The organism is Lutibacter sp., from assembly GCF_041596795.1.
GTDB lineage: Bacteria > Bacteroidota > Bacteroidia > Flavobacteriales > Flavobacteriaceae > Lutibacter.
This window is the reverse complement of record NZ_JBFHHX010000189.1, coordinates 1-4,846: the sequence shown is the minus strand read 5'-3', so window position 1 is coordinate 4,846 and position 4,846 is coordinate 1. Positions and strand designations below refer to the sequence as shown.

Below are 4,846 nucleotides of genomic sequence, written 5' to 3'. Positions count from 1 at the left end.
TCTTCCCAAGGCATCAAAATAGGTGCAATTTACTTGGTATAAATCTAAGTTTGAAGCTGCCGCTCCAGTTGCTTTTAAGCTATTTCCTCCACTATTTATATGCATTTGATCTACAATTTTAGATAAAACAGCACCTTCAATTAAACCGGGTTTATTTCCTTCAGCCGCCACATCAACAATACCAATTCCATCATGAGTATCTAACACCGTTAACGCATTTTTAGGACTTACTTTTAACCATTTTTTTAAACTGGAAGCATTTTTATTAAACAACGTATCTAACACTAGCACTGGTAATGCAAAATCATATACATAATCTACTCTTTTTGCAATTTCAATTTGCGTTTTATAGTACGAATGAATTTCAACCAAAACTTCAATTCCTTTTGCTTTTGCTTTTTTAGTAAGTTGACTTATAAATTCATAGGTTTCATCAATCATAAAGCATGATGTTCCTGGTTTTTTTATAGCGTAACCAGCAGCGTCTAAACGTATCATTTTTACGCCTCCTTTTTCGAAAGTATCTAAAATACTTTCTAAATATTGAATTCCTATTTCACTATTTACATCTATATCTATTTGATTGCTAGTAAAGGTGGTCCAAATTAATTTAACTGAACCATCGTTTAATTTAACCATGGTAAATGGTAAATTTGGACGCGGTCTATAAATTGATAATAAATCTGCTTCTGTTGCTCCATTTGGAAAAACTGTATTGTAATTTAAAAACAATGAAGCATATTCAGATTTTTCTCCTTTTTGAAGGTAATCTTGAAATTGAATTGATTTTGCTGATACATGATTTACAATTAAATCGGCCATAATATCAACCTCTTCGCTTAGCTCTTTTAAATCATTCCAATCACCTAATCTAGGATCTATTAAATTATGATCTATGGGATCAAACCCCGCATCTTCTCCATCAATTGGGTAATAGAATGGTAAAATGTGTAAACCTCCAAAGAGCCCTTTTAATTCATTTTTAAATAACGAATTTAACTCTGTTATACTTTTACAACCAAGTCTATCTATATATGTTATTAATTGTATTTTATTTTTCATTTCCCTAAATAATTTGTTGAAAAAATTTAAAAAAAGTGAACCGTTCCATTTTATAAAAGAACACTAACCAATTCTATTAAGAACAGTCCACTTTTAAACTTACCTAATTCAAATATGTTTTGTATTTCAAAATTGTTAATCCTTTAATGCTAACAATAAATTAAAGTAATTTTATTACCAGCCTTTTAACATGTCAAATGGCTGGTGATAATCTTTAAAAATATTAAAAAGTATATGCAAATGTTAAAGAAGATGATCTTCCTGAAATTGATCTTGCTCTTACATAATTTGTTTGACCTTCAACTATAGAGCCTTCTTCAGATTCTGTAATTCCAATAGTATCAAATAAATTGTTTACATTTAATGAAAGTGATAATCCTTTTGTAATAGTAACTTTCCCAAACATATTCACATAAGCATACCCTGGCATTACTAAATCATTATTATTTTGAGCATATGATTTTGTGTTTCCAATAATACTTGCTCCAATTACATGATTTCCATTTTCACCAAAACTGTATGTAGGAATTAAACTGTAAATAAAATCTGGTTGTCTTCTCGGTGTGTTTCCTATATTAGATCCATCAACTGTTCCTGTTATTTCTGCATTTGTATATGTAACTGCTCCTCTAACATCAAAATTGTTTATCTTTATTGAACCTTCTATTTCAACACCTATTGATTTGTAATCGTTTTTTTCAACGTTTTGAGTGGTTGCTTCAAAACCTGCCTCTTCAGTTGTTTTGCCATAAAAACCAGTAATGAATAAACCTGCATTGTCAAATTTTCTTTTGTAACCTAATTCTGCCTGATCTAAAATATCTTTTGGATTTCCTAAAGAAGTCATTGGTTGACCAAATGTAAAGGCACGATCTGCTTTACCAGAAGCACCACTACTATATCTTGCAAAAACTGCAGTTTCATCATTTAATTTATAGTTACCACCAATAGAATATGATACATAATCATAGTCATAATTAATTGGATTTGAATTTGCATTATCTACTACTGAAACATTCATTTCAATTGGCTCAATAGTACCATTATTATTTACATCTAAATTTGCAGATTGTGTTCCTCCAATACTAGAACCATTTACCTTTACATTATCATATCTTAAACTAGCATCTAAGGTTAAATTTTTATTTGCATCAATTGTAATTGCAGCATAAGGTGCATTTATATTATAAGAAGCATTGTATTTTTGCGTACAGCAATTTCCCCACTCAGCAGCTCCATAGGATGCTTGTCCGTTTTCTGTTATTTTTGTACCATCAGCTAAAGTAACATCTAATGGAGCAGCATCTACACCGTTTACTTCAGTTAAGTGAACATTCCACAACCAAGACATTTGAATGTTTTGATTTGCAGTAAAATATCCTGCAGTTAAACTAACCTTGTCAAATTTCTTTGTTATCTTAAAATCATTCACAAAATTATTGAAGTTCTCTAATTCCGTATCAAACATCATAATTCTTTGGGCCAATCCATTTGGATTATTAAATACATTTCCCGTTACCGTATTTGTAACTGTTGCACCTGTAGCATCATAACCGTTATAGGCAGCAATACCAGCAACCATATCATTAACAGTTCCAACGGCTGCGGTAAAAGGAGCTATAAATCTACCTTTATTAAAAGCAATTCTTGATTTGTTGTCTATTTTCCAATCATTTTCTAAATTGAATGAAAATTCTGCACCAATAGCATTAGAAATAGGATGCATACCATCTGCTACGTCAGCATTTCTTCTATTCCCATTAGAGTCTAGACCATTATTTTGTGTTAAATATGGACTATGCTGAGTACCTGTTGTAGCATCAAACCCTTCAATATTTCCCCAATTAGGATTGCTATTTGTTCCTGTTACTTTAATTGGCATTGGCATATATGCTGCCGTTCTATCATTTAAAAATTTATAATAAACTCTGGCATAACCATTTTCAAATCTCTTTGTTAGATTTAATTTAATTTGACCGCCTTTATTGGCTAAATAACCTGCATCTCTTACGCCTTCTCCTTGTCTAAAAAAACCTCCTACATGAAAAGCAACACCGTCACCTATTGGAGTACCATAATCAAAATCTGTTTTAAAACTATTGTAGTCTAATCCAAAAGAAGTTGAAATTCCTCCTCCTTCAACTTCACCTGTTTTACTAATAAAGTTTATAATACCTGCTGGTGAATTACTTGAAAGTGTAGATGCTGAACCCCCTCTAATAGCTTCAATTCTTGCAACATTTTGATCTGCTCTTAAAAAAATATCAGATGTAGCAAAAGCTATATCACCATATAAAAGTACTGGTAAACCATCTTCTTGTAACTGTAAATATTTTGAACCTCCAGCGGAAATTGGCACACCTCTCACTGAAATATTTGTATTTCCATCACCACCTGAAGACTCTGTTCTAATACCAGGAATTGTTCTAAATATTTCAGAAGTTGATCTTGGTGAAGATTGCTCAATTAGTTGAGGTTTTAACGTAGTAACAGAAACACTCGACTCAATTTTTGATCGAGGATTAGCAACACCAGTAATTACCACATCATCTAACGACATTACATCTTCTCTTAAAACAACATCTAAAGAAATATCACTTCCTTGTAAATTTATAGATTTTAAAAATGTTTTAAACCCAACATAAGAAACTTCTAATGTATATTCTCCAGTTTCTAAATTCGATATTATATACTTACCATCCATGTCAGAGGTAGTTCCTATTGAAGTACCTTTCATTAAAATATTTACTCCTGGCAATGGTTGACCAAAAGCATCGTTTATGGTTCCTGAAACACTTTTTGTTTGTGAAAAAGCAACACTAGAAATAGCTAAGAAAAATATATAAATATAATTCTGCTTCATTAAAAATAGTTTTTTCATAATATTAAAGTTATTAAATTTGATTAATATCTCGAATGTATACAGAATTGATACTTTAATATTTAAATTTATCACCGAAAACGATTTCGATTTTACCGAAAACGATTTCGATTTTACTTTTAAATAAATTTATTTTACAATATTTAATTAAAAGATGAGGTTGTAATAATGCAAATTATTAAAGAAGTAGGTATATCTTCTAAACAACTCCTTCAAAGACAGTAAAGAATTTTTAGTTTGTAAGTATAAAAACAAAATAAGCTCTTAAAAATTTACTTATTTTTACTAAATGGGAGAAGTAACGTTAAAACAAATTGCTGAAGAACTTGGTATTTCAGTAACGACGGTTTCAAAGGCTTTAAAAAATTACGCCGATGTTAGTCCAAAAACTAAAACGGCGGTCATAAATCTTGCTAATAAATTAAATTATCAACCAAATTCATTTGCTGTAAACCTCCGAACAAAGGAATCTAAAACTATTGGTTTAATTATTCCTGAAATTGTACACCATTTTTTCTCAAATGTTGTAAATGCTATTATTGAAAAGGCCGAAAAAAAAGGATATTTGGTAATTATTTTGCAATCTAACGAATCGGAAGAACTTGAAAAAAAACAAATAGATTTATTATTAAGCAAGAGAGTTGATGGTATTTTAATGTCGTTATCTAATAACACAAAAAATTTGGATCATTTAAAAAAAGTTATTGAACATAATGTCCCTTTAGTTTTATTTGATAAAATCTCAAAATTGCTAGATTGCTCAAAAGTTGTTATTGACGACAAAAGTGCAGGTTATGATGCCACAGAGCATTTAATTAAATCAGGATGTAAAAAAATCGCTCATTTTAGAGGTCCTTTAAATCCACAAGGTTCAATTGATCGTTTTTTAGGGTATAAAAAAGC

Annotated in this window: 3 protein-coding genes; 1 reads left to right on the top strand and 2 read right to left on the bottom strand. The window is 30.3% G+C overall.

Features of this window, described 5'->3' with window-relative positions:
• Window positions 1-1,062: alpha-amylase family glycosyl hydrolase (locus ABY298_RS14800; RefSeq protein WP_372746828.1), on the bottom strand; the 1,062-nt coding region annotated here is incomplete at its 3' end.
• 223 nt (window positions 1,063-1,285) lie between these two features.
• Window positions 1,286-3,943 carry a TonB-dependent receptor domain-containing protein gene (locus tag ABY298_RS14795; protein ID WP_372746827.1) on the bottom strand — a complete coding sequence of 886 codons (2,658 nt, stop codon included), beginning with the start codon at window positions 3,941-3,943 and terminating at the stop codon, window positions 1,286-1,288.
• Window positions 3,944-4,232: 289 nt separating this feature from the next.
• Between ABY298_RS14795 and ABY298_RS14790 the strand changes: the two genes are divergently transcribed.
• The coding region (locus ABY298_RS14790) for a LacI family DNA-binding transcriptional regulator (RefSeq protein WP_372746826.1) at window positions 4,233-4,846 on the top strand (614 nt) is incomplete at its 3' end.